The 25,012-nt window shown below is 62.2% G+C and carries 23 protein-coding genes and 1 tRNA gene; 10 read left to right on the forward strand and 14 right to left on the reverse strand.

Annotated features, from left to right (window positions below):
- Positions 1 to 56: 56 nt before the first annotated feature.
- From YH62_RS10375 to rmuC, 3 genes are all read right to left on the reverse strand, one after another.
- A complete protein-coding gene (locus tag YH62_RS10375) occupies positions 57 to 2,399 on the reverse strand; it encodes a methyl-accepting chemotaxis protein (protein ID WP_046794107.1) in 2,343 nt (780 codons plus the stop codon).
- Positions 2,400 to 2,588: 189 nt separating this feature from the next.
- Positions 2,589 to 3,488 (reverse strand): ribokinase, encoded by a 900-nt coding sequence (locus tag YH62_RS10380; RefSeq protein WP_046794108.1) that lies wholly within the window; start codon positions 3,486 to 3,488, stop codon positions 2,589 to 2,591.
- Between the two features lie 47 nt (positions 3,489 to 3,535).
- Entirely contained in the window at positions 3,536 to 4,696 is a 1,161-nt protein-coding gene (rmuC, locus tag YH62_RS10385; RefSeq protein ID WP_245282083.1) for a DNA recombination protein RmuC, read from the reverse strand.
- A gap of 166 nt (positions 4,697 to 4,862) precedes the next feature.
- Between rmuC and def the strand changes: the two genes are divergently transcribed.
- The 3 genes from def to truA are packed head-to-tail and all read left to right on the forward strand — an operon-like array spanning position 4,863 to position 7,106.
- Positions 4,863 to 5,378 carry a peptide deformylase gene (gene def, locus YH62_RS10390; RefSeq protein WP_046794110.1) on the forward strand — a complete coding sequence of 172 codons (516 nt, stop codon included), beginning with the start codon at positions 4,863 to 4,865 and terminating at the stop codon, positions 5,376 to 5,378.
- A 37-nt stretch (positions 5,379 to 5,415) separates the two neighbouring features.
- Entirely contained in the window at positions 5,416 to 6,351 is a 936-nt protein-coding gene (fmt, locus tag YH62_RS10395) for a methionyl-tRNA formyltransferase (protein ID WP_046794111.1), read from the forward strand.
- Positions 6,351 to 7,106, forward strand: a complete 756-nt coding sequence (gene truA, locus YH62_RS10400; RefSeq protein ID WP_046794112.1) for a tRNA pseudouridine(38-40) synthase TruA — start codon at positions 6,351 to 6,353, stop codon at positions 7,104 to 7,106. The genes fmt and truA overlap by 1 nt, the downstream gene beginning before the upstream one ends.
- Before the next feature lie 3 nt (positions 7,107 to 7,109).
- On the opposite strand, the gene YH62_RS10405 is transcribed toward truA, so the two are convergent.
- The 3 genes from YH62_RS10405 to dapD are packed head-to-tail and all read right to left on the reverse strand — an operon-like array spanning position 7,110 to position 9,750.
- On the reverse strand, positions 7,110 to 7,706 hold the full coding sequence (locus tag YH62_RS10405; protein ID WP_046794113.1) for a hypothetical protein: 597 nt from the start codon (positions 7,704 to 7,706) through the stop codon (positions 7,110 to 7,112).
- Positions 7,693 to 8,886, reverse strand: coding sequence for a succinyl-diaminopimelate desuccinylase (dapE, locus tag YH62_RS10410; protein ID WP_046794114.1), 1,194 nt, complete (start codon positions 8,884 to 8,886; stop codon positions 7,693 to 7,695). Before dapE ends, YH62_RS10405 begins: the two co-directional genes overlap by 14 nt.
- A 9-nt stretch (positions 8,887 to 8,895) precedes the next feature.
- Positions 8,896 to 9,750 carry a 2,3,4,5-tetrahydropyridine-2,6-dicarboxylate N-succinyltransferase gene (dapD, locus tag YH62_RS10415; protein WP_046794115.1) on the reverse strand — a complete coding sequence of 285 codons (855 nt, stop codon included), beginning with the start codon at positions 9,748 to 9,750 and terminating at the stop codon, positions 8,896 to 8,898.
- 137 nt (positions 9,751 to 9,887) lie between these two features.
- Here dapD and YH62_RS10420 point away from each other — a divergent pair, with 137 nt between their 5' ends.
- Positions 9,888 to 10,748: an LOG family protein gene (locus tag YH62_RS10420; RefSeq protein ID WP_046794116.1), complete on the forward strand. Its 861-nt coding sequence runs from the start codon at positions 9,888 to 9,890 to the stop codon at positions 10,746 to 10,748.
- Between the two features lie 85 nt (positions 10,749 to 10,833).
- Here the strand turns inward: YH62_RS10420 and YH62_RS10425 are convergent, their stop codons facing one another.
- On the reverse strand, positions 10,834 to 11,424 hold the full coding sequence (locus YH62_RS10425; RefSeq protein ID WP_046794117.1) for an EF-hand domain-containing protein: 591 nt from the start codon (positions 11,422 to 11,424) through the stop codon (positions 10,834 to 10,836).
- 107 nt (positions 11,425 to 11,531) lie between these two features.
- Positions 11,532 to 12,245: a pyrimidine 5'-nucleotidase gene (locus YH62_RS10430; RefSeq protein ID WP_046794118.1), complete on the reverse strand. Its 714-nt coding sequence runs from the start codon at positions 12,243 to 12,245 to the stop codon at positions 11,532 to 11,534.
- A gap of 100 nt (positions 12,246 to 12,345) precedes the next feature.
- Between YH62_RS10430 and YH62_RS10435 the strand changes: the two genes are divergently transcribed.
- Together YH62_RS10435 and YH62_RS10440 are read left to right on the forward strand one after the other, a co-directional pair.
- Entirely contained in the window at positions 12,346 to 13,248 is a 903-nt protein-coding gene (locus YH62_RS10435) for an EamA family transporter (protein WP_046794119.1), read from the forward strand.
- A 101-nt stretch (positions 13,249 to 13,349) separates the two neighbouring features.
- Entirely contained in the window at positions 13,350 to 14,123 is a 774-nt protein-coding gene (locus tag YH62_RS10440; protein WP_046794120.1) for an isocitrate lyase/phosphoenolpyruvate mutase family protein, read from the forward strand.
- A gap of 12 nt (positions 14,124 to 14,135) precedes the next feature.
- On the opposite strand, the gene argB is transcribed toward YH62_RS10440, so the two are convergent.
- Entirely contained in the window at positions 14,136 to 15,023 is an 888-nt protein-coding gene (argB, locus tag YH62_RS10445; protein WP_046794121.1) for an acetylglutamate kinase, read from the reverse strand.
- A gap of 171 nt (positions 15,024 to 15,194) precedes the next feature.
- Between argB and YH62_RS10450 the strand changes: the two genes are divergently transcribed.
- Complete coding sequence (locus YH62_RS10450) at positions 15,195 to 15,554, forward strand: hypothetical protein (RefSeq protein ID WP_046794339.1); 360 nt, start codon at positions 15,195 to 15,197, stop codon at positions 15,552 to 15,554.
- 94 nt (positions 15,555 to 15,648) lie between these two features.
- Here YH62_RS10450 and yihA read toward each other — a convergent pair whose 3' ends face one another.
- The 4 genes from yihA to rpmH all read right to left on the reverse strand — a co-directional run bounded on the left by yihA (position 15,649) and on the right by rpmH (position 18,780).
- The gene (gene yihA / locus YH62_RS10455; protein ID WP_137326726.1) at positions 15,649 to 16,293 is read right to left on the reverse strand and encodes a ribosome biogenesis GTP-binding protein YihA/YsxC; all 645 of its coding nucleotides are present in this window, start codon (positions 16,291 to 16,293) and stop codon (positions 15,649 to 15,651) included.
- Between the two features lie 139 nt (positions 16,294 to 16,432).
- The gene (gene yidC / locus YH62_RS10460; RefSeq protein ID WP_046794122.1) at positions 16,433 to 18,223 is read right to left on the reverse strand and encodes a membrane protein insertase YidC; all 1,791 of its coding nucleotides are present in this window, start codon (positions 18,221 to 18,223) and stop codon (positions 16,433 to 16,435) included.
- Complete coding sequence (gene rnpA, locus YH62_RS10465) at positions 18,223 to 18,615, reverse strand: ribonuclease P protein component (protein WP_046794123.1); 393 nt, start codon at positions 18,613 to 18,615, stop codon at positions 18,223 to 18,225. Before rnpA ends, yidC begins: the two co-directional genes overlap by 1 nt.
- A gap of 30 nt (positions 18,616 to 18,645) precedes the next feature.
- Complete coding sequence (gene rpmH, locus YH62_RS10470; protein WP_046794124.1) at positions 18,646 to 18,780, reverse strand: 50S ribosomal protein L34; 135 nt, start codon at positions 18,778 to 18,780, stop codon at positions 18,646 to 18,648.
- Positions 18,781 to 19,292: 512 nt separating this feature from the next.
- On the opposite strand from rpmH, the gene YH62_RS10475 reads away from it, so the two are divergent.
- The 3 genes from YH62_RS10475 to YH62_RS10485 all read left to right on the forward strand — a co-directional run bounded on the left by YH62_RS10475 (position 19,293) and on the right by YH62_RS10485 (position 23,231).
- Complete coding sequence (locus tag YH62_RS10475) at positions 19,293 to 21,347, forward strand: methyl-accepting chemotaxis protein (protein ID WP_046794125.1); 2,055 nt, start codon at positions 19,293 to 19,295, stop codon at positions 21,345 to 21,347.
- Positions 21,348 to 21,584: 237 nt separating this feature from the next.
- A complete protein-coding gene (locus tag YH62_RS10480; protein WP_245282084.1) occupies positions 21,585 to 23,015 on the forward strand; it encodes a HAMP domain-containing sensor histidine kinase in 1,431 nt (476 codons plus the stop codon).
- Between the two features lie 139 nt (positions 23,016 to 23,154).
- Positions 23,155 to 23,231, forward strand: a tRNA-Arg gene (locus tag YH62_RS10485).
- A 420-nt stretch (positions 23,232 to 23,651) separates the two neighbouring features.
- Here the strand turns inward: YH62_RS10485 and YH62_RS10490 are convergent.
- On the reverse strand, positions 23,652 to 24,971 hold the full coding sequence (locus YH62_RS10490; RefSeq protein WP_170986328.1) for an O-antigen ligase: 1,320 nt from the start codon (positions 24,969 to 24,971) through the stop codon (positions 23,652 to 23,654).
- Positions 24,972 to 25,012 lie beyond the last annotated feature (41 nt).

A 25,012-nucleotide genomic window follows, 5' to 3' on the forward strand; every position in this document is an offset into this window, starting at 1 on the left:
CCATGAAAAAAGCCGCCGGGAGACCGGCGGCTTTTTCGGTTGATCGGTGAAAAGTATCAGAATTCTTGCCAATCGTCGGCGGAAAGTGCGTTCGCACCCTGCACGGCCGCTTGCGCGGGCTTGGCGCGGGGCGCCCTGGCCGGGGCGGGGCCCGGCGAGCGCATGGTCTCGGCCATGCGCCGCAGCCCTTGCACATCCGTCTGCGCTGGCCCCGCCTGTCCGGAAATGCGGAAGCGCGCCACCAGTGACTTCAGGGTTTCCGCTTCGCTGCGCAGCACCGTGCTGGCGGCGGTGGTTTCCTCCACCATGGCGGCGTTCTGCTGCGTGACCTGGTCCATCTGGTTGACGGCGGAGTTGATCTCCTTGAGGCCCGTCGCCTGCTCGCTCGCGGAGGCCGAAATCTGGCGGATTAGACCGTTGATCTGCATGACCTGAACGGCGATCTTCTGCAGCGTGTCGCCCGATTTGCCGACCAGTTCCACACCCTCGTTGACCTGGCTTGCGGACGTGTTGATGAGCCCCTTGATCTCCTTGGCGGCATTGGCGGAGCGCTGTGCGAGTTCGCGTACCTCCTGGGCGACCACGGCGAAGCCCTTGCCCGCCTCGCCGGCGCGGGCGGCTTCCACGCCTGCGTTGAGCGCCAGGAGGTTGGTCTGGAAGGCGATGTCGTCGATGACGCCGATAATGCGGGAAATCTCCTGCGAGGATTGGGCGATCCCCTGCATCGAGGCGACGGCCTTCTGCACCACTTCGCCCGACTTTTCCGCATCTCCGCAGGCCAGATTGACTGTGGAGGCCGCGGAGCGGGCGTTTTCGGCGCTCGAATTGACCTGGGCCGTCAGCTCGTTGAGGGCAGCGGCGGTCTCTTCCAGGCTCGCCGCCTGCTGTTCGGTGCGGCGGGAGAGATCTTCGGCGCTGCCGGTGATCTCCGCGGTGCCGTTGCCGATGCTGTGCACCGTGGCGCTGACGGTCGCGATGGTCTCCTCGAGGCTCGTAAGCGCCTGGTTGAAATCCACCTTCAGCTTGGCGTATTCGCCGGGGAAGTCATCTTCGATGCGATAGCGGAGATTGCCGTTGGAAAGCTCTGCGAGGCCATTGGCCAAGACGGCGACGATATGCGCCTGCTGATGGGCAACCGCCTCGCGTTCCGCCTCGGAGCGGCTCCGTTCGCTCTCCGCGGTATGGCGCTGAGTCTCGGCCTCGGCTTCCAGCCGCCGGGTATCAGCCAGCGCAAAACGGAAGCCTTCCAATGCCTTTGCGACGGCGCCTAGTTCGTCGGCGCGATCCTGGCCCTGCACCGGCGTCTTGTAATCGCCGTCGCTCAGCTGTTTCACGCAGGTCACCAGGCTGGAAATCGGCTTGGCGACGAAGCTTCTCGTCGCGAAGTAAAGCGCCATGACGACCGCAGCCAGCACGGCAAGCCCGCCGAGGACCATGACATAGGTCTGCTCGTTGACCGGCACGTTGATCGCGGAATGGGGAATATCGACGAGGACGATCCAGTTGGTGTTCAGATCAGGAAGAGTGAACGGATAGACCAGCCTGTCGAAAGGGGGGTGTCCGTCGAAAGTGAGGTCTTTGATGATGCCGGGCTTGAGGCTGGAGAGCGTCGATTTGATGACGTCGGAGCCCTCGCCGTCATAGGGCTTCATCAGGATGTCTTCGATCGGCGAAACAAGCCAGCTGCCATCCTGCGAAAGAAGCGTTACCCGTCCTTCGCCGAAGGGACGCAGGGCTATCAGCTTCTGCGACAGCGTTGTGAGCGAGATGTCGATACCCGTGACGCCGACCAGTTCACCCTTCGACTTGACGGGATAGGCGATCGACGTCATCGCGTTGTTTTCGCCCGTCGAATTTTCGATATAGGGGCGCGTCAGCGCTCCCTTCATCGAAGTGGCGGCAAGCTTGCACCACTCCGCCTCCGGATCGTGCTCGAACGTGGTGAGGCTGATCTCGCCGGCCTTGTTCCTCGTCCAGTACGGGGCGAACTCGCCTTTCTTGTTCCCGCCGAAATCCGTCCTGCCTACCAGGTCGTCGTTGAGGCGATCGAAAGCCCTCGGCTTTTCGCCAAACCAGCTACCGAAGGCAAAGCTGTTCTGCTCCAGATTTGCCTTCAGAATGTCCATATAGCCCTTGCGATCGAGCCGCTTGCCCTCATGCGCCCTGCCGATCATTCCCGCCATCGAACGGGCCGACCCGGCGATCTGGCCGATTTCCGCGGCGATGTCGTTCGCAATCGCCTGCGCTTCGGCCTTGGCCTGATCGAGCGTCAGCGCCGCGATGCGCTCGCGGGTCTGGAGAATGAGGTAGAGGTTGGAAACGATCAGGAGAAAGGCGATGGCAACGCCGGTCACCAGGATGAGTTTCGTGGAAAGGGATCTGATCTGCAACGGAAACATCGTCGCCTCATGAAAGGGCTGCGGGAAAATGCCGGAAACGGCGGGGGAAATGCCGCCCCTTCATGGAGCCGGTGCCGCGGCGGGAACGATGGCGTGAGCAGCCGCGGCGGTCGACGGCGACGCTAGCGAGGATGTCTTAAATTTGGATAAAATCTAAAAAACCGGAGGGCCAGCCCCGGATTTCCGGGCCTAAATCCGGGCCGCGACGTCTCCCGCAAGCGGGATCGAGGGCTGTGCGCCGCGCGTGAGGCAGGCGAGAGAGCCGGCAACCGCCGCCCGGCGCAGCGCCGCGGCGAAATCGAGCCCCTGTTCGAGGCTGGCCGCGAGATAGCCGCAGAAGGTATCGCCGGCCCCGACGGTGTCGACCGGCTCGATCGCAAGCCCTTCGGCTGTGAAAATGCGGCCATCGCGGATGGCGACGACCCCTTCGGCGCCGAGCGTTACCACCAGGGTCTGTCCGGTTTCCGCGGCAAGTGCGCGGAGTGCTGCCTCCCGTGCCTCCCGCTCGACGACCGGCTTGCCGGTCAGGAGCTCGAATTCGGTCTCGTTGGCGATGACGATATCGGCAAGGCGCGCGAGCCGTGCCGCGTCGGCCGTGAGCGGCGCCGTGTTGATGACCGTGAGAATGCCCTTCGACCGGGCTGCTTTGAGCACCGCCTCCACGGCCGCAGCCGGGATTTCGAGCTGCAGCATCAGGATATCGCCCTTCCGCATGGCGTCGACCGCGGCAATGGCCTGCTCCTCGCCGACCGTGCCGTTGGCGCCCGGCACCACCGCGATCATGTTCTCGCCCGTTCTGCCGACGAGGATGAGTGCGGTACCGGTGGGTTCCTCCGTGCGGCGGACGGAGGAGAGATCGACGCCTGCTTCATCGAGAAGGGCAAGGGCGGGGTCGGCGAAGGTATCCTTGCCCACGGCGCCGGCCATCGCCACCTGGCTGCCGGCGCGGCGGGCTGCCAGCGCCTGATTGGCGCCCTTACCGCCGGCGGCGGTGGAGAAATTCGACCCGGCGACCGTTTCACCCGGCTTCGGCAGGCGTTCGGTGGAAGCGATGAGATCCATGTTGATGGAGCCGAGGACGGTAATCATGAGAGGCCTGCCTGCTGTTGAAGTGCGCGAGACACTGCCCGAGAGCATCACTCCTCGTCAACCACCCGCAGCTTCAAGAGCCCGGTCCTGCTCTCGACGGCGCGCATCGACGGCTTTTCGGTCGCCTTCTCCGGTTCGGGCGGAGGCTCGAGTTCCAGCATGCCGATCTTGGCCCCGCGCCGGTTGAGCTTTTCGGTGGAGGTCAGGATCTGCTCGACATCCTTCTGCGCGGCGAAAAAATGCCCCTGGAGCTTCCGGGTGCGCTCGTCGAGCCGGCCAAGGTCTTCCATCAAGAGCGCGACTTCGCCCTGGATGAGATGGGCCTGCTCGCGCATGCGCTGGTCCTTCAGCACCGCCTGGATCACCTGGATCGACAGCATCAGCAGCGAAGGCGAGACGATGACCACGCGGGAGCGTTGCGCCTTCTGCACGACGGCCTCGAAATGCTCGTGGATCTCCGCGAAGATCGATTCCGAGGGCACGAAGAGAAAGGCCATTTCCTGCGTTTCGCCGGGGAGCAGGTATTTTTCGGCGATATCGCGGATATGCACTTCGAGATCGCGCCGGAACTGCTGTGAGGCCGCGCGTCGCGCCTCTGGGGCGGCGGCCTCACGGAAGGCGTTCCACGCTTCGAGAGGAAATTTGGCGTCGATGACGAGTGGCGGCGCGCCATTCGGCATCTTGATGGTGCAGTCCGGCCGCGTTCCGTTGGAAAGCGAGGTCTGGAAGCTGTAGGCGCCCAAGGGAAGGCCATCGGCGACGATCGCCTCCATGCGCCCCTGCCCGAAAGCACCGCGCGTCTGCTTGTTGGAAAGGATTGCCTGCAGGCCGACGACATCCTTGGCGAGCGACTGGATATTGTTCTGCGCGGCGTCGATCACCGCAAGCCGCTCCTGCAGCCTGCGCAGGTTCTCATGGGTCGATTTCGTCTGTTCCGTGATGGTCGCGCCGAGCCGGTGGCTCATGCCGTCGAGCCTCTGGCTCACCGCCTGGTTCAGTTCGGACTGGCGGGCCGACAGGGCTTCGGCCATGGCCGAAAGCCGCCCCTGCGTTTCCGATTGCAGCCGCATGAGTTCGCCGAGCCGGGCCTCTGATTCCGCCGCGCGAAACGCGGCTTCCTCGCGTTCCCGCCGCGACGCGCCTCTCAGATGAAGCGCGAGGATAATGGCGACCATCGCGACGAGTCCGGCCGCAGCAAGCGGAATCATGTTCGCGGGGAGGCTGGCCGATGCTGCCAGAATGCGGTCGAGGAATGTTTCCATGCCAGGAGACTAGCAGAATTTTGCCGGAGGAAAAGATCAAAACGTGAACATTTCTGCTCAAACCATGGCGATCCCTGTTCCATCGGGAAAAAAGATGCGCTAAGGGGAGGCCATGACGATCAAGCCTCTTATTATTCTGCCGGACCCGTTGCTTCGCCAAGTCTCCAAGCCTGTTGAACAGGTGGATGACGACGTGCTGCGGCTTGCCGACGACATGCTGGAAACCATGTATGACGCGCCGGGCATCGGCCTGGCGGCGATCCAGATCGGCGTTCCGCGCCGTCTTCTGGTGATCGACGTGTCGCGTGAGGACGAGGAGAAGCAGCCGCTGGTCTTCATCAATCCTGAGATCGTGAAGTCCTCCGACGAACGCTCGGTCTACGAGGAAGGCTGCCTGTCGATCCCGGATTATTACGCCGAGGTGGAACGTCCCGCCATCGTGACCGTCAAGCATATCGGGCGTGACGGCAAGGAGCATCTGGTGGAGGCCGACGGCTTGCTCGCGACCTGCCTGCAGCACGAGATCGACCATCTGAACGGCGTGCTCTTCATCGACCATATCTCGCGGCTCAAGCGCGAGATGGTCATCAAGAAGTTCACCAAGGCCGCCAAGGCCAAGGCTGTCTAACATTCGTTAAAGCCATACGTTTCGCGGGAGCGCTGGAATGTCTCTTCGCATCATCTTCATGGGTACGCCGGAATTTTCCGTGCCCACGCTTCGGGCGCTGAAGGAAGCCGGGCACGAGATCGTGGCGGTCTATACGCAGCCGCCGCGGCCGGCCGGCCGGCGGGGGCTCGATCTCACGAAATCGCCTGTCCACCAGGCGGCAGAATTGCTCGGCATTCCGGTTTTCACGCCGGTGAACTTCAAGGAGCCGGAGGAGCGGGAGAAATTCCGTGCGCTGAATGCCGACGTGGCGGTCGTGGTGGCCTATGGCCTCCTGCTGCCCGAGGCGATCCTCACCGGCACGCGGCTCGGCTGCTATAACGGTCACGCCTCGCTTTTGCCGCGCTGGCGGGGTGCGGCCCCGATCCAGCGCGCGATCATGGCCGGTGACGAGAAGACCGGCATGATGGTGATGAAGATGGAAAAGGGCCTGGATACCGGCCCGGTCGCTCTCACCCGCGAGGTCGAAATCGATGAGAACATGACCGCCGGAGAACTGCACGACAAGCTGATGCTGGCCGGTGCAAAGGCGATGGCGGAGGCGATGGAGAAGCTTGAAGCGGACGATCTGCCACTGACGCCGCAAGCCGAAGAAGGCGTGCTCTATGCCGCCAAGATCGACAAGGGCGAGACGCGGATCGATTTTTCGAAGCCTGCCGGCGAGGTTCACAATCATATCCGTGGCCTGTCGCCTTTTCCGGGTGCGTGGTTCGAGGCCGAGATCGGCGGAAAGCCGGAGCGCATCAAGGTGCTGGCATCCGAGCGGGCAGAGGGGCAGGGGCCTTCGGGCGAGGTTCTGGACGATGCCCTGACCGTTGCATGCGGCGAGGGCGCCGTGCGGCTCAGGAAGCTGCAGAAGGCCGGCGGCAAGCCGCTGCCCGCGGAGGATTTCCTGCGCGGCACGCCGCTCGCTCGCGGCACGAGGCTTTCCTGATGCCGCGCTATCGCATGTCCGTCGAATATGACGGCACTTCCTATGTCGGCTGGCAGCGGCAGGAAAACGGCCATTCCGTGCAGGCTGCACTCGAGGGCGGCGTTCTCTCGCTTACCGGCGAGAGGGTCTCTATCAGGGGCGCCGGACGAACCGATTCCGGCGTCCATGCGCTGGGGCAGGTGATCCATGTCGATCTCTCGCGGCAATGGGCGCCCTACAAGTTGCGCAATGCGCTCAATGCGCATCTGATGATGGCCCGCGAGAAGGTTTCGGTGCTCGAGGTGCAGGCGGTGGGCGACGATTTCGACGCCCGTTTTTCCGCGATCCGCCGGCATTATCTCTACCGTATCCTCAACCGTCCGTCGCCGCTTGCGCTGGAAGCGAACCGTGCCTGGTGGGTGCCGAAGGATCTGGACCACGAGGCGATGCATGCCGCCGCCCAGATGCTGGTCGGCCATCACGATTTCACCACCTTCCGCTCCGTCCATTGCCAGGCGACGAGCCCGGTACGCACGCTCGACCGGCTGGATGTGACGCGAACCGGCGATCTCGTGGAGATTCGTGCGACCGCCCAGAGCTTCCTGCACAACCAGATCCGCTCTTTCGCTGGCACGCTGAAGCTCGCGGGCGACGGCAAGATGACGCCGGAAGATGTGCGCGCCGCGCTCGAAGCCCGCGATCGCAAGGAATGCGGTCCGGTCGCTCCGCCGGAAGGCCTCTATTTCGTGAAGGTCGATTATCCCGAGGGTGTCTAGGCACTAAAAAGGATAGACGCCCAGGAAGCGCTCCAGGATATCCGAGATCAGCATGGCGGGCACGATGAGCGCCGTTGCGAGCGCGGCCACCATCAGTGGCTGGGGGCCGCAGATCATCCGGAGAATGCGCGAGATCGAGACGATCAGGGCCAGCATCAGCACGAGCCAGATGACCGCAAGGCCGCCCTTGAGGCCCGGCAGCAGCATCACGCAGAGGCTGAGCAGGCCATAGGCATAGGCGAAGGGAACCGACAGCCAGTTCACCGTGACGACGATTGCCGGGAAACGGCGCTGGATGCCGAGCATCAGGCAGAGGACCGCGGCCAGGATGAGCGGCACGAACCAGTTGAAGACTTCCAGCATAGCCAGCCGGAAAAAGAACATGCCGCCGAGGCGCGTGCCTGCCGGCATGCCATCGAGATAGAGCGATCGCCACCAGAACCAGGAAAGCGCGCTGGCGGGCAGGCACCAGAGGATCGCCCAGAAGGACCGCATGACGCCGCGATCCGAGATATCGAGGAAGCGGAAGCCCTGCGGGTCCCCGCGTACGAGCAGCCACAATCCGTCGAGATAGAGCCTGACTTCGCTATAGGTGGGCATTCTCGAACCAGCGGGTGATGAAGGTGCCGTAAATCTGTGTCAGCGTATCGAGATCGGCAACCGCCACGCGTTCGTCGACCATGTGCATCGTCTGCCCGACGAGCCCGAATTCGACGACCGGGCAGAAGTCCTTGATGAACCGGGCATCCGAGGTGCCGCCGGTTGTCGAAAGCTTGGGCGTGCGCCCGGTGACTGTCTCGACCGCTTCCGAAAGCGAGGCGATCAGCGCATTGTTGCGCGTCAGGAAGACATGGCTCGGGCGCTCGCCCCAGGCGATATGGTATCCGGTGGGTTCCCGGTCCGGCCTGAGCGTTGCGTCGGCGGCCGCGGCATCGAGGCGGCGCATGATTTCCGCCTGCAGCGTCTCGGCGCTCCAAGTATCGTTGAAGCGGATGTTGAAGGCGAAGCTTGCCTTTGCCGGAATGACGTTGGTGGCCGGATTGCCCGTGTCGATCGACGTCACCTCGAGATTGGACGGCGGAAAATCGGCCGTGCCCCCGTCGAAGGGCGGGTCCATCAGCGCATGGGCGAGCGGCAGCAAGCCGCGCAGCGGATTGTCGGCGAGATGCGGATAGGCCGCATGGCCCTGCACGCCGGAAACGATGACCTTGCCGGAAAGCGAGCCGCGCCGGCCGATCTTGATCATGTCGCCGATGAGGTCCGGATTGGTGGGCTCGCCGACCAGGCAGGCGTCCCAGCTTTCGCCCTTTGCCGCGGCCCATTTCAGGAGCTTTTCCGTGCCGTTGACCGAGGGGCCTTCCTCGTCGCCGGTGATGAGGAAGGAGATCGAGCCCTTCGGCGGGCCGTGCTTTTCGATATGCCTTGCGACAGCGGCGACGAAGCAGGCGATGCCGCCCTTCATGTCCACGGCTCCGCGGCCGAACATTTCGCCGCCGGCGATCTCGGCGGCGAAGGGCGGATGACTCCAGGAGGCCTCGTCGCCCGGCGGCACCACGTCCGTATGGCCGGCGAACATCAGGTGCGGTCCCCCCGTGCCGATCCGGGCATAGAGGTTTTCAACGTCCGCCATGCCGGGTTCGCTCGCCACCATTCGCTCAACCCTGAAGCCGAGCGGCTCCAGCATTGCTTGCAGGGCCGTCAGCGCGCCGCCTTCGGCGGGCGTCACCGAAGGGCAGCGGATGAGGGTTTGCAGGTTGGCGACGGGATCGGAGACGGACATTTCAAACGGTCAATCGCGAAGAAGTTCGTTGATGCCGGTCTTGGAGCGGGTCTTCTCGTCGACACGCTTGACGATCACGGCGCAGTAGAGGCCGGGGCCGGGTTCGCCGTTCGGGAACGGCTTGCCCGGCAGCGAGCCGGCGACGACGACGGAGTAGGGGGGCACTTCGCCATAGGTGATCTCGCCGGTGGCGCGATCGACGATCTTGGTCGACTTGCCGATGAAGACGCCCATGCCGAGCACCGAGCCCTCGCGGACGATGCAGCCTTCCACCACTTCGGAGCGGGCGCCGATGAAGCAATTGTCCTCGATGATGGTCGGGCCGGCCTGCATGGGCTCCAGCACGCCGCCGATGCCGACGCCGCCGGAAAGATGCACATGCTTGCCGATCTGCGCGCAGGAGCCGACGGTTGCCCAGGTGTCGACCATCGTGCCTTCGCCCACATAAGCGCCGAGGTTGACGAAGGAGGGCATCAGGATGGCGTTCGGCGCGATATAGGCCGAGTGGCGGACGACGGCGTTCGGCACGGCGCGGAAGCCGGCGGCGCGGAACTGGTTCTCGCCCCAGTTCTCGAACTTCGAGGGCACCTTGTCCCACCAGGTGGCGTTGCCCGGCCCGCCCTTGACGACTTCCATATCGTTGAGGCGGAAGGAGAGGAGCACGGCCTTCTTCAGCCACTGATGCACGGTCCAGTTGCCGTCATCCCCGCGGCTGGCGACGCGGACTTCGCCGCCGTCGAGAAGCTTGAGCGCGGTTTCAACCGCGTCGCGGACCTCGCCTTTCGTGGAGACGGTCACGCTGTCTCGGTTTTCGAAGGCTGCCTCGATCGTCTTTTCGAGGGAGGAGAGATCCGTGCTGCTCATGGGAAATCCTTAAACGTCACTCGCTATCGTGATGGTGGGAGGGTCTCTTCAACTGGCCAAATGGCATCATTTGCTCTAAGCGACCCTCACTCGGGCGTCAATGTGATTTGACGACCAGCGAATGCGAGGAGCAGGAAATGGTGAAGGTGAAGAACAACGGGCCGAGGCGCAAGGACGGCATCTGGGACCCGCTGAAGGACAGTTCAGCCGATAAGCGCGCCGCCGCGGTCCAGCCGAGGACGCCCCAGACCGAATCGCCCTCCTACCGCCTTGCCTATACCGATGACGATTTCCTTTGCAGCGAGGAATTGCGGCCCGTGCGGCTGCAGCTCGAGCTCTTGAAGGCGGAAACGATACTGACCGAGCGCGGCATCAAGTCGACGGTCGTGCTGTTCGGCGGTGCGCGCATTCCGGCACCTGGCCAGGCTCCCTGGGCGGCGCATAACGAGGTCCAGCGCAACAACCTGCAGGCGGCGTCGGTCTATTACGAGGAGGCGCGGAAATTCGCCGCTCTCTGCGGCGAGCAGTCGGCGCGCTACAATCACCAGGAGTATGTCGTCGTCACCGGCGGCGGGCCGGGGGTCATGGAAGCGGGCAACCGTGGCGCCACCGAGGTCGGCGCACCCACCATCGGCCTCAACATCATGCTGCCGCACGAGCAGGCGCCGAACCCGTTCGTGACGCCGGAGCTGAGCTTCAATTTCCACTATTTCGCGATCCGCAAGATGCACTTCATGATGCGCGCGAAGGCGGTCGCGGTGTTCCCTGGCGGGTTCGGCACGCTCGACGAGATGTTCGAGGCGCTGACGCTGATCCAGACCAAACGGATGGAGCGCATCCCGCTGATCCTCTTCAGCGAGAAGTTCTGGCGCGGGATCATCAATTTCGAGGCGCTTGCCGAATTCGGCACGATCGCGCCGGGTGATCTCGATCTCATAAGCTTCGTGGAGACGGCCGACGAGGCCTGGAAGATCATTTCCGAGTTCTACGAGCACTGAACAAGGCCGAAAATCAAGAAACCCGCCTCCTTGGGAGGCGGGTTTCTTTCGACGATGCCGAAGCTAGTCCTGCGGGGGGCGGAGACTAGAGGGGGCGGTCCGGCATGTCGTCGATCGTGATTGCGCCATCCTTGTTGCGGTCCATGCGCGCAAAGAGCTTGTCCACGGCGGCGGATACCTCCGCCTTGCTGAACTGGCCGTTCTCGTCGCTGTCCGCCATGCGCACGAGACGCAGGCCCATCATCGGGCCGCCATGGCGCATTTCGCCACGATGCCAGCCGGGGCCACGATCCCGCCGATCGTCGCCGTCGCGTTCGGCCATCCGCTGTTCGCGGCGTTCCTCGCGGTTTTCGGCGCGTTCCGGGCGCGGATTGTTCTTGCGGAATTCCTCGATGCTGGCCTTGCGGAAGGTGCGCAGCTCGCCGGGAGTGAGAATGTCGTCCTTGTTGGCGTCGATTTGGGTAAAGAGCGCATCCTGGCGCGCCGTTACCTCTTCCTTGGATATTTTGCCGTCCTTGTTCGTATCGGCGGTCTTGAGAAGCCGTACGAACGTCAGCTCGCGCATGACGCCGCGCTCTCCCGGGCGGTGGAAACCGGGTGCGGCAAGGGCGGGCACGGCGGCCGTCGCGACCAGGGCTGTCGCGAGAGTGGCCAGGACGATCTTCTTGGAGGTCATGGAGAGGGTCCTTTTCCGATTGCCTTCGATAGCTTGAAGCTACGGCCGGCCGGCGGTCAGAACCACTTAAACATCCGTAATGTGGATGAATTTTCCGTAAGATTGGCTCAATCGAACCTGAGCCCGGAAAGAAAGCCGGCAAGGTCATCGGTCACGTAGTCGATGTGATCGTCCTCGTCGGAAAGCACTTCCCAGCGCTCCATCAGCACTTCATCGAGATTGCGGGGCACCAGCAGGATGGTGCGCATGCCGAGCGCTTTCGGAACTTCGAGATTGCGCGGAAGATCCTCGAACATGGCGGCGTTCTTCGTATCGACCCGGTGAAGGCTTGCGAACTTGTCATAGGTCGCGCCCGCGGGTTTCGGCACGTAATCGGCCGCCACGATATCGAAGATGTCGTCGAAATTGTCGAGAATGCCGAGCGCACCCGCCGCGGCTTCGGCATGTTTCACGCTGCCGTTCGTGAAGATGAACTTGCGGCCGGGGAGCGCCTTGATCGCCTCGCCGAGCTCCGGATGCGGCAGAAGCGCCGAATAGTCGATCGCATGCGCCCGTTCCAGGAAGGTGTTCGGATCTATGCCGTAATGAAGCATCAGGCCTTGAAGCGTCGTGCCGTGCTCATGATAATAGCGCTTCTGCAGCGCTCTCGCCTCGACCGGATCGAGCTGCAGCAGCTCCGAGACGTAGGCCGTCATGTTCTTGTCGATCTGCGCGAAGAGGTTGACCCGGTGCGGGTAGAGCGTGTTGTCGAGATCGAAGACCCAGTCCTTGATATGGGCGAAGTCTCGGGTGTCGGGGGCGGTCCTGGGGCTCTTTTCCATGGGGCGGTTATGCACCGCGCCGTGGCCAAAGAAAAGGGGAAGTCGATTTTACCGGAAACCGGCCTTGGCGATATCCCGGACCTGGTGATATCGCCGCAATATGGAACTCTGGATCCCTATCACCATCGCGGCCGCCTTCCTGCAGAACCTGCGCTCCGCGCTGCAGAAGCACCTGCAGGGTTCGCTCGGTACGCGGGGCGCGAGCTTCGTGCGCTTCGGCTACGGCTTTCCGGTGGCGATCCTCTATGTTCTCCTGCTGCGCTATGGCTTCGGCTACCCGTTTCCCGCGTTCAACTGGACCTTCGCCTTCTGGTGTGTGATCGGCGGGCTTTCGCAGATCTATGCCACCATCATGCTGGTGCATCTCTTCTCGCTTCGGAATTTCGCGGTCGGGACGGCCTATTCCAAGACGGAACCGGTGCAGGCCGCGCTCTTCGGCTTCATCCTTCTCGGGGAACGGCTGACGCCCGGCTCGATCGCCGCGATCATGGTCGGCGTCATCGGCGTGATGATGATTTCGATGGCGCGAATGCCGCTCTCGGTGCGAAACACCGTATCGGCGCTGACCAGCCGCACGGCGCTGATCGGGATCGCTTCCGGCGCCGTCTTCGGAATTTCGGCAGTCTCATACCGGACTGCTGCCCTTTCGCTCGGCGGGCCGGGGCCGGTCATGGAGGCCGCCGTGACGCTTGCCTGCGTCACCACGTTCCAGACCGTCTTCATGCTGATCTGGATGATATCGAAGGACAGAAACGAGATCGTGCAGGTGGTGCGTTCCTGGCGTTCTTCGGCGCTGGTGGGCCTTGCCGGAGTGCTGGGTTCGGCCTGCTGGTTCACGGCCATGACCCTGCAGCAGGTCGCCTATGTCAGGGCGCTTGGCCAGATCGAGCTCGTCTTCACCTTCATGGCGTCCTTCTTCCTTTTCCACGAGCGGGTGAACCGCATGGAAGTGCTCGGCTGCCTGCTGATCGTCTGCGGCATTTTGGGCCTGTTGTTCTGGTGACTGTGCGGGTGTAGCCATTTGAAGATCGGTGCCCGATTTACGGCGGCAACGGTTTTCGCGATGAGCTACAGGAGCGGCATTTGGCCAGGGAGGAAGAGGCAATGGACCAGAACGGCAGGGCGGAAGCTTTCGGCGCACTTCACCGGAAGGGAAATCCCGTCATTCTCTATAACATCTGGGATGCGGGAACGGCGAAGGCCGTGGCGGAGGCAGGCGCAAGCGCGCTTGCGACCGGAAGCTGGTCGGTCGCAGCCGCCCACGGCTATGCCGACGGAGAGAATCTGCCGTTCGACGCCCTGCTCGCCACGGTTCGCGAGATCACGGTGGCGGTTGATCTGCCTCTCTCCGTTGATTTCGAGGGTGGCTATACGGAAGATCCGGCCGCACTCGCCGATAACGTCGCGAAGGTCATCGAGGCCGGCGCGATCGGCATCAACTTCGAGGACCAGGTGGTCGGCGGCAGCGGCATCTACCCCGTCGAAAAACAGGCCGAGCGCATCCGCGCCATCCGGGCGCGTGCCGAACGGCAAGGCATCCCATTCTTCATCAACGCCCGCACGGACCTTTTCCTGAAGGAAAGCGATCGCGGCAGGCATACGGCCTTGCTGGAGGAGGCGGTCGAACGGGCGAAAGCCTTTGCCGAGGCCGGTGCAAGCGGCTTCTTCGCGCCCGCGCTGGCGGATGAGGAGCTGATCCGCAGACTTTGCGAGGCCGTGGCCCTGCCGGTGAACATCATGATGATGCCGGGCGTTCCGGCCCCGAAGCGGCTCGGCGAGCTTGGCGTCGCCCGCGTGAGCTATGGTCCCGGCCCTTACAGGGCGATGATGGCCAGGCTGAAAGAGGATGCCGCGGCGGTCTATGCCGCCGCCGGCTGATCCTGCTCGGCATTAGGGAACGATCAGCGTTCCGGCCCCGCGCTCGGTGAAGATTTCGAGCAGCACGGAGTGGGGGGTCTTGCCGTTCAGGATGACGACGCCCTGAACGCCGGCCTTGATCGCGTCGATACAGGTCTCGACCTTGGGGATCATGCCGCCGGAGATCGTGCCGTCCTTGATCAGCGCCTGCGCCTGCGCCACCGTCAGTTCCTTGATGAGTTCCTTGTTCTTGTCGAGAACGCCGGGAACATCGGTGAGGAAGAGGAGACGGGTGGCGTTGAGCGCGCCGGCGATCGCGCCGGCAAAGGTATCGGCATTGATGTTGTAGGTCGCGCCGTCGCGGCCGGGCGCCACCGGCGCAATGACCGGGATCATCTCGGATTTCGCGAGAAGGTCGAGCAGGGTGCGGTCGACTTCGACCACCTCGCCGACATAGCCGAGGTCCAGCACGCGCTCGATATTGCTGTCGGGATCGACCACGGTCTTCTTCGCCTTCTCGGCGAAGACCATGTTTCCGTCCTTGCCGCAAAGGCCGATCGCCCATTCGCCGGTCTGGTTGATGAGCGCGACGATCTCCTTGTTGATCGAGCCGGCGAGCACCATTTCGACGATCTCGACCGTCTTGCGGTCCGTGACGCGCAGGCCGCCCTCGAATTTGGATTCGATACCCATCTTGGTCAGCATCGCGCCGATCTGCGGTCCGCCGCCATGGACGACGATGGGGTTGACGCCCGATTGCTTGAGGAGTGCGATATCGGCAGCGAAAGCCTTGCCGAGTTCCGCGTCGCCCATGGCATGGCCGCCATACTTCACGACGATCGTCTTGTTTTCATATCGCTGCATATAGGGCAGCGCCTGCGCCAGAAGTTTTGCCTGAAGCTCGCCGTCGGTACCGCTCATCGAAGACCCCTCAAGAGTAAGTGGGGCCTTGTAACGCATGTTTTTGACGGAGGAAACAATGCTCGCTTCAACTTTCGGCCTCTTGGGCTGTAAAGTTCATTTTGAAGTGACATCGGAGAAAAAGCGTGGTCCGATAGAAACTGCGAAGGGTTGAGAGGAGAAGACCCGGAGATGACGTTACCGAAGCAAAGCAGGGGAGACCGCTCGCGCGATCAGCTATTGGCGGGGGAATATGTGCTGGGCGTCCTTTCGCCGGAAGCGCGAAGGGTCGTCGAGGAGCGCATCGGCCGCGATCGCGGCTTTGCGCAGATGGTGATCCAGTGGCAGCGTAACCTCGCCACTCTGGAGGAGGATTACCCGCTGGAGCGCCTGCCGCCCGCGATTTCGCAGTCGTTCCTTCATCCGCCTTCGCGACGGCTTTATAGAGGTTCCTTCCGCCAGTTGGCGGCTCAGATCTGGGGGTCGCTTTTCCTGTGGCGCTCGGTGGCGCTCATCTCGCTTGCCGCGCTGTTGACCACGCTCTCGGCGTAAAGCATGTCGCGCAAAAGTGTGAAGCGGTTTTGCGATAACGACATGGGCCAAGCGGAGGAAGCAAATCTGAAAGTTTGCGAAGCGCTTTAGGTCGTCAGACCGGCTGGCCCACGGTTTCGGAGATCGCCTGGCGCAGGTCGTCGAGCCCCTTGCCCTTTTCGGAAGAGGTGGCGAGCACGAAAGGATAGGCCGCGGGCCGCTTGCGGATCTTTTCCGTCGTTTCGGAAATCAGCCTGTCGACGCCCGCTTCCTTGATCTTGTCGGTCTTGGTGAGCACGATCTGGTAGGAGACGGCGGCCTTGTCGAGCAGGTCGAGCACTTCCTCATCGTTCTTCTTGACGCCGTGGCGGCTGTCGATCAGCACATAGACGCGCTTCAGCGTCGCGCGGCCGCGCAGATAGTCGAAGACGAGCTTCGTCCAGGTGTCGACCTGTTCCTTCGGCGCCTGCGCATAGCCGTAGCCGGGCATGTCGACAATCGCCATCGGCGGCAGGTCGCCGCCTTCGCCGGAATAGCCCTCCGGCACGAAATAGTTGAGCTCCTGGGTGCGGCCGGGCGTGTTGGAGGTGCGGGCAAGCCCCTTCCGGCCGACCAGCGCGTTGATCAGCGATGACTTGCCGACATTCGAACGGCCGGCGAAAGCCACTTCCAGCGGCCCTTCCGGCGGCAGGAATTTCATCGACGGCACGCCGCGGATGAAGATCCAGGGGCGTCCGAAAAGCGGCCTGTCGTTATTCATGTCTTCTGCCGGCATCGGTGCCACCTGTCTGTCGCTTGTCTGTCCGTGTAGGACACGGCTTCCGTATTTTGGCCGACAAAGTCAAGCACGCGAGGGATCGCGCAAAAGAAAAACCCCGCCGAAGCGGGGCTTTCCGTGCTTATTTGGTCGGTTCCGGTTTTCGTCGGAAGACGCCCTTCAGATTGTCGAAGAGCTCGATCTTGGCGCCGTGGCGCTTCATGATGGCCGCCTGCTGCATGATCGACAGCGTGTTGTTCCACGCCCAGTAGATGACGAGACCGGCCGGGAAGGTCGCCAGCATGAAGGTGAAGATCAGCGGCATCCAGGTGAAGATCATTGCCTGGGTCGGGTCCGGCGGCGTCGGGTTCATGCGCATCTGCAGGAACATCGTGATGCCCATGATGATCGGCCACACGCCGATCATGAGGAAGTGCGGCACGTCGTAGGGAAGCAGGCCGAACAGGTTGAAGAGCGAGGTCGGATCGGGCGCGGAAAGATCCTGAATCCAGCCGAAGAAGGGCGCGTGCCGCATCTCGATGGTGACGTAGATGACCTTGTAGAGCGCGAAGAAGACCGGGATCTGCAACAGTACCGGCCAGCAGCCAGCGATCGGGTTGATCTTCTCTTCCTTGTAGAGCTGCATCATGGCCTGCTGCATGGCCATGCGGTCGTCGCCATGCTTGGCCTTCAGCTCCTCCATCTTCGGCTGCACGCGCTTCATGTTGGCCATGGAGGCATACTGCTTGCTGGCGAGCGGGAAGAAGATCGCCTTCACCACGATGGTGGTGAGCAGGATCGCGAGGCCGAAATTGCCCACATGACGGAAGAAGAAGTCCATCAGTTTGAACATCGGCTTGGTGATGAAGTAGAACCAGCCCCAGTCGATCAGGAGGTCGAAGCGCGGAATGGAATATTCCGCCTCGTAGCGATCGACGAGCGGCACTTCCTTGGCGCCCGCGAAGATCAGGTTCTTGAGCTCGGCGGACTGGCCGGGCTGGATGGTCAACGCATCAGTCTTGTAGTCCGCCTGATAGCGCGGCTGGCCGTCGGTGAAATGCGAGAAGCGTGATTCATATGCCAGAGCCTGCGGCGGAACGATCGCGGCGGCCCAGTATTTGTCGGTAATGCCGAGCCATCCGGTGGTCGCCTTCGGGTTGGTGACTGCAGCTTCCTCGATGTTGTGATAGCTCTCTTCCACGAGGCCGGTATCCTGGCCGATCACGCCGAGGAAGCCTTCGTGGATGACATAGACGGAGGGCGTCGCCGGCTTGTTATAGCGGATGACGCGGCCGTAGGTCGCGAGCGATACCGGCTCGCCGGTGACGTTGTCGACCTTGTCGGCGACAGTGATCATGTAATGGTCGTCGACCGAGATGGTGCGGGTGAACGTGATGCCCTTCTCGTTGGTGAAGGTCAGCGTTACCGGCGTCCCGTGCGTCAGCTTCTCGCCGCTGGTGAGCGTCCACTGCGTGGCCGGACCGGGCACGGCGCCGGAGGCCTCGCTCTGAATATAGCCGATTTCGGTGAAATAGCCGTCGCGGGTGTCGGCCGGGGAGAAGAGGGTGATGATCGGGCTCGAGTCGTCGACCGTCTCATGATATTCGCGCAGCTTCAGATCGTCGAAACGGGCGCCGGCGAGATTGATGGAGCCGGAAAGGGCCGGCGTATCGATTTCGATGCGGGGCGTCTTCGCAAGAGCCTGATCGCGGGTTGCGTTGGCCTGGGCCTGCGCCTGTCCCGGAAGCGCGCCGCTGACCGTGGCGCCGGGGCTTTCCGGCGTGATCGTCTGCGTCTGCTGCTGTTGGGCGCGTGCGGCCTCTTCGGCGCGCCGCTGGGCTTCCAACCGGGGGCCCATGTAGAAGAACTGCCAGGCAAGGACGATCGCCACCGAAAGCGCGATCGCGATGAAGTAGTTGCGGTTTTTTTCCATCATGCTTTCCTGGAACGGGTCTCCTCGGACCGCTTCGGTTTCGGCCGTGCTTCGATGCGCTCGGCAAGCTGGGCCGTCAGTTCGGCGAAGGGTGTCTTCAGCACCTCGCGGCGCGCGACAATGACATAGTCGTGTCCGGCCTTCATTGCAAACCCGGCAGATTGCCTCACCGCCTCTTTGAGGCGTCGCCGCATGCGGTTGCGTTCCACCGCGTTGCCGTGTTTCTTCGTAACGGTGAACCCGACACGCGGCGCCTCTTCGGGCGCCTTGCGGTCAAGAACCTCCAGAAGGAAAGTACGGCCCCTGCGGCTTTCTCCCTCCCGGACAGCAAGAAACTGCGGCCGGCTTTTCAGCCGCCCGACAGCCTTTTTCGCATTTTTCTCGTTCGTCATCGCCCGGATACTTGTCGGGCTTGCCCGGCCTTAAGCCGAGAGACGCTTGCGGCCACGTGCGCGGCGGGCGGAAAGAACCTTGCGGCCGCCGGCGGTAGCCATGCGGGCACGGAAGCCGTGACGACGCTTGCGAACAAGCTTGGACGGTTGATAGGTACGCTTCATTTTTTTGATACCGCGGTGTGCGGCCCTTCTTGAGTTTGCTTTAAAAAAGCAAGAGCGTTTCGGAAACGTCCGGCGCAATAGGCTGCGTACGCGCGAGCCTGCTGGAGCTGAACGTGCGCGGCTTATAAGAGGACTCCGCTCCGAAAGTCAATCGTCCAGCCGGTACCAAGCCGGCGCGCGTGCGGATTGCATCCGGAATGTCGACGTTTAAAAGAACATCCTGAAATGGTAAAATTTGAAGAAGCCTATTAACGATTGCAATTCGTTCGATAATCTGCCCGATGCCTGAAATGTAGAAAATAATTTCCCAATCTATACGTTAGTGCCGGGAGTTATGGCGTAGATGCTTACTAAGTGAAGTTGTGTTTAAGTAAATTTTCTCTTTGCTGCGTTCTTTTAGCCACTCAAACTTTATTAATTTCTAATTGCTAGTTTTAGCATCAGGGGATGGGGGAGCACCGGTATCGATGCCGTTCTCCACGTTCAACATTTCGTGGGCATAGGAGCCGGCATTGAAAATCAGGGCAAAGATCAATCTTCTCGTCGGGCTGATGAGCCTCGTCGCCTTCTTGATCGGCGGCATTTCGCTCTTCGCGATCGGCGAGTATCGCAAGCAGATGCAGGAATATTCGGACGTGGCGGACCGCGTCTATAAGGGCGAGCACCTGAACCGGCTGGTGACCGCCGTGGTGATGGATGCCCGCGGCATCTATGCGGCCAAGGATAAGGAAGCCGCCAAGCAGTTCGGCGAGGGCATGCTGAAATCGCTGGGCAAGATGGACGCGCTTGTCGCCGAATGGCGGCCGAAGGTGCCGGCAGAGCAGAAGGATGCCTTCGAGAAGCTCGTTGCCCGTTCCGCGGAGTTCAAGAGCTTCAGAAGCGAGACGGCTCGGCTCAGCCAGGCGGAAGGGCCGCAGGCGGCCAACCTTCAGGGCAATAACGAAGCCAATCGCGCCAACCGCAAGGCCTATCAGGCTGAAATCGACGCCATCGTCAAGGCGGATCAGGATCAGCTTGCCAGGCTGAGCGACGGGATGGATGCCTTCAACAACACCGTCTTCTATGCCGTTCTGGCAACGACCCTTATCGGTGTCGGCGCGGGCGCGGGTTTCGGCCTCTATCTCGGGCGCCGTCAGCTCAGCCAGCCGATCACGGAGCTTACTGTGATCATGAAGCGGATCGCTTCGGGCGATTTCGATGCGCCGGTGGGTTCCGCCGGTCGTGCGGATGAAATCGGCGACATGGCGACCGCGATCGAGGTCTTCCGCAGGAACGGCATAGAGGTCGCCCGCATGAATGCCCAGGAAGCGGGCACGCGCGCCAGGAGCGACGAGCTCAGGACCCGTATGGGGGCGGTCGTCGCCGCAGCGGCCATGGGTGATTTCACCCGGCGCATCGACAAGCAGTTCGATGACGAAAGCCTCGATCTCTTCGCCCGCGATGTGGATCAGCTCATGGCGAGCGTCGATGCCGGCATTTCGGAGACGCGCCGCGTGGTGAAGAGCCTCGCCGAAGGCGACCTCACCGATACCATGGAAGGCGATTTCAAGGGCGCGTTCGCGGAACTCCAGCAGAATGTCAACGGCACGATGGAGACGCTGCGCGGCACCATGCAGAACGTACGCGCTGCCACCGGCTCCATCAACGGCAGCGCCGCCGAGCTCAGCAACGCCACCAACGACCTTTCAAGGCGCACCGAGCAGCAGGCGGCCGCACTCGAGGAAACTTCCGCGGCGCTCGAAGAGATCACCTCCGTCGTGCGCAATTCCACTGAGCGGGCGCAGGAGGCGACCGTCATGGTGGGCGAGGCCAAGGAGGCGGCGGTGCAATCGGGCGATGTCGTGCGCAGCGCGGTGGAGGCCATGGGGCGCATCGAGCAGGCATCGCGGGAGATCGCCCAGATCACCAATGTCATCGACGAGATCGCCTTCCAGACCAATCTCCTGGCGCTGAACGCCGGCGTCGAGGCGGCCCGCGCGGGCGAAGCCGGCAAGGGCTTCGCCGTGGTTGCCCAGGAAGTGCGTGAGCTGGCGCAGCGTTCCGCAAGTGCTGCAAAGGATATCAAGGCGCTGATCAGCAAATCCGGCGGGGAAGTCGCCGGCGGCGTCAAGCTGGTACAGAAGACCGGCGAGGCGCTTTCGGAAATCGAAGCCCGGGTGCTCCGTATCAACGATCATATCCATTCGATCGCAGTCGCTTCGAAGGAGCAGGCGACGGGGCTGGCCGAGGTCAACACCGCCGTCAATGAAATGGACCAGGTGACCCAGAAGAATGCCGCTATGGTGGAGGAAACGTCGGCTGCGACCCAGAAGCTCTCTTCCGATGCCGACGAATTGTTCGCGCTCGTTTCCGGTTTCAGGATCGGCGAGGGGGCTCAATCGGTCGTCTCGCCGAAGCCGCGGCAGGCGGCGCCTGTAAATGCCACTCCTCGTATGGTGGCCGCGACGCCGAGCCACCGTCCCAAGCTGTCGCCTGTCCGGGCGATGACGGGCGCTCTTTCGAGAGCTTTCGGCGGCGGCGGCGCCGCGCCGGCGGCTCAGGCGGCGGGCGACTGGGAAGAGTTTTGATCTGACGTTGCTATCGCATGGAAGGCGGGGAGAGGCAGGCCTCTCCCCGCTGCTTTTTTGCCGCTGCGGCACGCACTGGTAAAACTGCCATAATGTTCTAAAATATCGACCACGATCCACGGCCGCCACGATTCCTCGTGGCGCTTGAGCCTTGAAACGGAGATCCGCATGAAGGACGAGGCGGAGACCTCGGGCCAAGCCGCAGTTGAGAAGACGGAAGGCACCGGCCCCGAGCCGATGCCGCGGCTTTTCAGCGGCCTTTCCGGCCGGTTGCTCTGGCTCACCGTCGTCTTCGTCATGCTCGCCGAAATCCTGATCTTCATGCCGTCGGTGGCGGGCATGCGCATGAACTGGCTGCGGGATCGGCTGGATACGGCCGCCGCCGCCGGCATCGTCATCGACGGGCTTCAGCCGGCCGAGCTGCCGCGCGCGGTCCAGGACGATACGCTTCTTGCGACCGGCACCAAGCTTATCGCGCTGAAGAAGGATGGCACCTCCCGGCTGCTTGCCGCCGTCGACGTGCCGCCCCAGGTGGACGACCAGTACGATCTTGCCGATATCTCGATGCCCACTTCGATGAAGGATGCGTTGAACACGCTCTTCTTCGGCGGCGGGCGCGTGATGCGCGTCTATGGCCCGATCGGCGAAAGCGAGATGATCATCGAACTGGTGATGACCGACGATGCGCTGCGCAAGGACATGCTGCGCTATTCCAAGATGATGTTCGTGCTGTCGCTGGTTATCTCGCTGATCACCGCCATACTGATCTTCCTGGCCATCAATCGCATGATGATCCTGCCGATCCGCCGCCTCACCCTTTCCATGCGAAAGTTTTCCGAGCAGCCGGACGATCCCTCGCGGGTATTCACCGCAGACAAGTCGAGAGGCGAGCTTGCGGTTGCGGGACGGTTTCTGACCAATATGCAGGTGGAGCTGCAGCGGACGCTGAGGCAGCAGAAGAATCTGGCCGATCTCGGGCTCGCGGTTTCCAAGATCAATCACGACATGCGCAATATCCTGGCCTCGGCGCAGCTCATGTCGGACCGCCTTGTCGATGTGGAAGACCCGATGGTTCGCAGCTTCGCCCCGAAGCTGTTGCGCACCATCGACCGCGCGGTCGGATACACCAGCGAGGTTCTGGCCTACGGGCAGGCCTCCGAAGCGGCGCCCAGGCGGCGGCGCATCCGCCTTGCGGATCTCTGTCAGGAAGTACGCGATATCCTGGCGATCGATCCTGAAGCGGGAATAGAATTCGTGGAACAGATCGCCGCCGATCTCGAGGTCGAAGCCGACAGCGAGCAGCTGTTCCGGGTGATCCACAATCTCTGCCGCAACGCCGTCCAGGCGCTCGCCAATCTCGATCCGGAGGATGCGACCGTCGTCCGCCGCATGACGATCTCGGCGCAGCGCATCGGCAGCGTCGTCAGCATCACGATCGACGATACCGGCCCCGGCATGCCCCGCAAGGCGCGGGAGAACCTGTTCTCGGCCTTTCGCGGTTCCGCCCGCTCGGGCGGTACGGGGCTCGGCCTCGTCATCGCCCGCGAGCTTGTGCTTGCCCATAGCGGCACCATTGCGCTTGTGGAAAAGCCCGGTCCGGGAACGCAGTTCCGCATCGAAATTCCCGACCGGCCGGTCTCCCTTGAGGATTACCGCGCCCGCGCGTGATCCAAGAAAAACGTGTTGTTCCAACATGTTGATGACAAGTTGACAGTAAAATGACGCTTCTTGCGGTAAAATCGCTTGCAATCGCGAGAAGGACGTTTTAGAGGATCGCCACGCAAGCGGCACCGCGCCGCTTCGGTACGCACCCGTAGCTCAGCTGGATAGAGCACCAGACTACGAATCTGGGGGTCAGGAGTTCGAATCTCTTCGGGTGCGCCATTTTCTCCCTTCCCTCTTTGTCGATTGCCCTCGCTAGTTGACCTTTGTGGGCCACTATGTTGCTCTTGGGACAACGATGCTGCCTTTTCCCAACGATTCAGCTTCATTCGACCGAAAAGAATTGCCGCAGGTGTCGGATTTTTTGCGACGAACGCCGCAAAAGGCACAGTATGATTCTGAGTAGAAATCGGGGCATTCACGATATCGGTTAAGAGGTGGACATGAAACAGATTTTGCCTGCCCTCCTTGGTGGGCTCCTTGCTGGACTTTCTGCTTGGGCCGCTCAGTCTCTAGGATCACCTAATTGGGGTGCCGCCATATCAGCAGCCGTAGGAGGCTTTCTCGGCGCTGCCGTTGGGCAGAAATTGTCGCAATGAAGGTCCTCGGCTGCCGATCTGTGGCCGACCTTTGACCGCATGCTCACCGAAGCGCCGTCTTCATCGGGAGTGCGGCGTTCATTCGGTCATTCGCCCTGTACTCGCCGGAATATGGCTCAATGACCTGTGGCATTCTCGCATGCAGGCGCAAACCGAATACCGCAGCCAACAGTGTGAACCAAACCTGTCCTCGGCCCACGAAGAAGGGGGACTCGAGGTTGGCGTAAAGAAGCATGAAGAGCCAAATTCGCAAAAAGAGCAGCGCGAGGCGCGGATCATTGTCGGAATTCTGACATTTGTTGAAATCCCATAGTGGGTTGAGAAAGACCCACCATAGGGTGAGGACCACGCCGACAAGACCGCTGGACATCGCCACATTGAGCAAGCCGTTATGGGCGTGGCCGGCTGCATTGGCCCATGTCTCGTGAAAAGCATTCCGTAGCTCGGATGTTGCCCAGAACGTCTCGAAGCCATAGCCCGCAAATAGGTGCCCCTGAAGCTGGTCGATCGCGAAGCGCCAAACATCCGTCCTGTTCGTGAAGGTCGGATCAGAAACCAGCATTGCGACCAGCTCGCCCATGGGCTCGAACATGACCGATCCGACGGTCAGCAGCGCCATGAAACCGACCGGCACGAATGCCAATGCCATCTGCAATGGCAAGAACTTTGTGCGCTGGATGAGAGCCGCCAGCAGAAACACCACCGCCAGAAGGCCGATCGAGGTCTTGTTGTTGCTCTGATAGAGGAAAATCAGCGAAAGCAGGGCAAGCAGACAATAGGCGATCTTTGCGGTGTTCCTTTCGCTCGTACTTGCGAGATAGAGCCAGAACAGCATCAGGACCACCATGGCCGGGCCGGCGATGTTCTTATGGGCGAAATGTCCCCGCCAAGACCCGGCATTGGCAAGTTCCAGCACCTCGCTGGTATTGTGGATGGAAACCTCCGGCCAAACCATGACCCCGAAATAGGCAAGCGCGAGGACAAAGGCTGATCCCCATCGCAGCAGGCGACGGAACTGCGCGGTATCCTGAGGCGCCAAAATCCAGGCAAGCGTTATGATCGTGACCGCGACATTGAGGATGTAACGGCGGAGAGAGATATCGGGATGATTGGAGGTGACGACCGTAACGAACTGCCACAGGAGCACGCAGATCATCGCGGGTGAAATGGCTGAAAGCGCGGCGCTCCGGTTTTGCCACAGTATCCCGATCGACATCGCCAGCAGCAGGAGGACAGCGATTTGATTGCTGGCGTCTCCAGCTTCCTGGCCAAGCAGCACATCCGGATTTCTAAGATCGATGAAGGGGGTGGTGGTAACCCAGAACAGGGCGAAGATCGCCAGGAAGAAGATATTTCGGCCCATTCTGTCGCCCAGCTTCATTCGGGCGGAGGTTGATCTCAACC

This window comes from Rhizobium sp. LC145 (genome assembly GCF_001005825.1).
Classification (GTDB): Bacteria; Pseudomonadota; Alphaproteobacteria; order Rhizobiales; family Rhizobiaceae; genus Neorhizobium.

Coding starts and splice junctions, on each gene's coding strand:
- YH62_RS10375 (WP_046794107.1), bottom strand. CDS start 2,399: ATGTTTCCGTTGCAGATCAGATCCCTTTCCACGAAACTCATCCTGGTG.
- YH62_RS10380 (WP_046794108.1), bottom strand. CDS start 3,488: ATGATTACCGTCCTCGGCTCCATCAACATGGATCTCATCGCTTCCACC.
- rmuC (WP_245282083.1), bottom strand. CDS start 4,696: ATGATTCCGCTTGCTGCGGCCGGACTCGTCGCGATGGTCGCCATTATC.
- def (WP_046794110.1), top strand. CDS start 4,863: ATGACGATCAAGCCTCTTATTATTCTGCCGGACCCGTTGCTTCGCCAA.
- fmt (WP_046794111.1), top strand. CDS start 5,416: ATGTCTCTTCGCATCATCTTCATGGGTACGCCGGAATTTTCCGTGCCC.
- truA (WP_046794112.1), top strand. CDS start 6,351: ATGCCGCGCTATCGCATGTCCGTCGAATATGACGGCACTTCCTATGTC.
- YH62_RS10405 (WP_046794113.1), bottom strand. CDS start 7,706: ATGCCCACCTATAGCGAAGTCAGGCTCTATCTCGACGGATTGTGGCTG.
- dapE (WP_046794114.1), bottom strand. CDS start 8,886: ATGTCCGTCTCCGATCCCGTCGCCAACCTGCAAACCCTCATCCGCTGC.
- dapD (WP_046794115.1), bottom strand. CDS start 9,750: ATGAGCAGCACGGATCTCTCCTCCCTCGAAAAGACGATCGAGGCAGCC.
- YH62_RS10420 (WP_046794116.1), top strand. CDS start 9,888: ATGGTGAAGGTGAAGAACAACGGGCCGAGGCGCAAGGACGGCATCTGG.
- YH62_RS10425 (WP_046794117.1), bottom strand. CDS start 11,424: ATGACCTCCAAGAAGATCGTCCTGGCCACTCTCGCGACAGCCCTGGTC.
- YH62_RS10430 (WP_046794118.1), bottom strand. CDS start 12,245: ATGGAAAAGAGCCCCAGGACCGCCCCCGACACCCGAGACTTCGCCCAT.
- YH62_RS10435 (WP_046794119.1), top strand. CDS start 12,346: ATGGAACTCTGGATCCCTATCACCATCGCGGCCGCCTTCCTGCAGAAC.
- YH62_RS10440 (WP_046794120.1), top strand. CDS start 13,350: ATGGACCAGAACGGCAGGGCGGAAGCTTTCGGCGCACTTCACCGGAAG.
- argB (WP_046794121.1), bottom strand. CDS start 15,023: ATGAGCGGTACCGACGGCGAGCTTCAGGCAAAACTTCTGGCGCAGGCG.
- YH62_RS10450 (WP_046794339.1), top strand. CDS start 15,195: ATGACGTTACCGAAGCAAAGCAGGGGAGACCGCTCGCGCGATCAGCTA.
- yihA (WP_137326726.1), bottom strand. CDS start 16,293: ATGAATAACGACAGGCCGCTTTTCGGACGCCCCTGGATCTTCATCCGC.
- yidC (WP_046794122.1), bottom strand. CDS start 18,223: ATGGAAAAAAACCGCAACTACTTCATCGCGATCGCGCTTTCGGTGGCG.
- rnpA (WP_046794123.1), bottom strand. CDS start 18,615: ATGACGAACGAGAAAAATGCGAAAAAGGCTGTCGGGCGGCTGAAAAGC.
- rpmH (WP_046794124.1), bottom strand. CDS start 18,780: ATGAAGCGTACCTATCAACCGTCCAAGCTTGTTCGCAAGCGTCGTCAC.
- YH62_RS10480 (WP_245282084.1), top strand. CDS start 21,585: ATGCCGCGGCTTTTCAGCGGCCTTTCCGGCCGGTTGCTCTGGCTCACC.
- YH62_RS10490 (WP_170986328.1), bottom strand. CDS start 24,971: ATGGGCCGAAATATCTTCTTCCTGGCGATCTTCGCCCTGTTCTGGGTT.